Genomic DNA, 1,686 nt, shown 5'->3' with positions numbered 1-1,686 from the left:
GTGTAGGTCTATGCTTGAGTAAAATGGATTCCTTGTTAGGCAAAACGCTCCATGGTAGATGTACGGTAGAGGTTGTTGTTTCTCGTCAGGGTTGGCTGGTCTTGTTTATCGAATTGGAAAGGGGGGGGAGCAATTCTGCGTGCCCGTGTCATCGACCAAAAAGAAGAGTAAATTCGGATGCTCTTTGGTTAAAGAAATTTGAATGGATGCGATGATCAATAGGCTGGCAGTGAATTTTCTGATAAATGAGAGTATGATGCGTTGGAGCCACGAGTGGGTGTGGGACTACGCAGGGGGGGTACATTGTTTCGCGGGATTACAGGTTAAGATAGTTTGTGTAATCTGTGACTCATCAGATTTCCTTACTTGATTGAAGTCTGATCAATAGTCATTGTGAGTGTGATGCACGATGACGATTTTTTTCAAAACAATGACTTGGGGGGGAGTCTAGCCTCTGTCTTTGATGATCTACCTGATTTTCTTTATTTTGTGAAGGATACAAATCTTCGTTTGGTAGCTATCAATGAGCGATTGGCTCGGGAAATTGAGGTCGAAGATAAACATTCCATTCTGGGAATGACCGACTACGACTACTTGCCTAAGCACATGGCCGACGCCTACAAAAAGGATGACCAGTGGGTGCTCGAGAGCGGCAAGTCGATTCGCGGAAAGGTGGAGCTAGTAACTCGTAGTAAAGGGTTTGTAGATTGGTCTAGAACGACGAAGTCTCCTCTAATCAACCAAAAAGGTGAAGTAGTTGGGGTTATTGGGGTGACCAGCCCTTTCGAACGCGGAGTGAGTGGTCGTGTAGCGGAAGAAGCTCTAGGAGCTGCGGTGGCTATGATGCATGAGTCTTTTCATGAAAATATTCCCGTTCAGAAATTTGCAGACGTTAGTAATATGTCTATAAGTTCATTTGTTAGAAAATTCAGAAAGATTTACGCTACTACTCCTAAGGAGTACTTACGCCACCTCCGAGTTCAAGAGGCATGCCATAAACTATCCCAATCGACATTGAGCCTTGCTGAGGTCGGAGCGGAATGTGGTTATGCGGATCAAAGTCACTTTTCTAGAGAGTTTTCACGTGTAATGAAAGAAACCCCTAAATTGTACCGGGATCGCTTTTAAAGAGCCCATCTGCCGCATTTATACAAAAATGTGGTGAGGCCGTCCAATACTCAGGACGGGGGAGCCTTGTACTATGATAGCGAAATGAAAACCACCTCCATAAATAGACTGCTATATGTAGCTCTATGCGCACTATGTCTATCCGCTCGTCTGAGCGGAGGCCCGGTGTTCTGCTCTAAAACCAGAGGAAGTGTGGATCTAGAGACTGAGGTAGTGAACCAGCGAACGCTTTGTGTTCACTCTGCCGTGGTGCCAGGACAAAGTGTCAAGGTGGGCTTCTTTGTTCAGCATAAAGCAGACTTTCATAGCGGTTGGAAGCAAGCTGGTGCTGTGCGCTATCCATTATATTTAGAATGGAAGTCACCCCGCTTAGAGTACGCACCTAGAGGATATTGGGATTTGCTTGAGTTGTTTGCTATGGAGGGGCATCCAGCCCATGGTTATAGCAGAGATGTCCTCCATGATACCAATGTGAAGGTTACTAATGTCTTGGCGGAAGGAGCTTTGACAATCAACACTGAAGTCGTCTGGTTGGCCAGCTCGAAGAATTGCTTTTCG

At 45.7% G+C, this 1,686-nt stretch carries 2 protein-coding genes; one reads left to right on the top strand and one right to left on the bottom strand.

The genetic code is table 11. From position 1 onward, the window contains the following. Window positions 1-402 precede the first annotated feature (402 nt). Complete coding sequence (locus ABGY95_RS02470; protein WP_347440100.1) at window positions 403-1,128, top strand: AraC family transcriptional regulator; 726 nt, start codon at window positions 403-405, stop codon at window positions 1,126-1,128. 369 nt (window positions 1,129-1,497) lie between these two features. Here ABGY95_RS02470 and ABGY95_RS02465 read toward each other — a convergent pair. Continuing rightward, window positions 1,498-1,686 (bottom strand): hypothetical protein (locus ABGY95_RS02465; RefSeq protein ID WP_347440099.1); only part of this gene is annotated, 189 nt, incomplete at its 5' end.

This window comes from Rubritalea sp. (assembly GCF_039830215.1).
Classification (GTDB): domain Bacteria; phylum Verrucomicrobiota; class Verrucomicrobiia; order Verrucomicrobiales; family Akkermansiaceae; genus Rubritalea.
The sequence above is the reverse complement of the archived record's forward strand: the minus strand, read 5'-3'. Positions and strand labels throughout refer to the sequence as shown.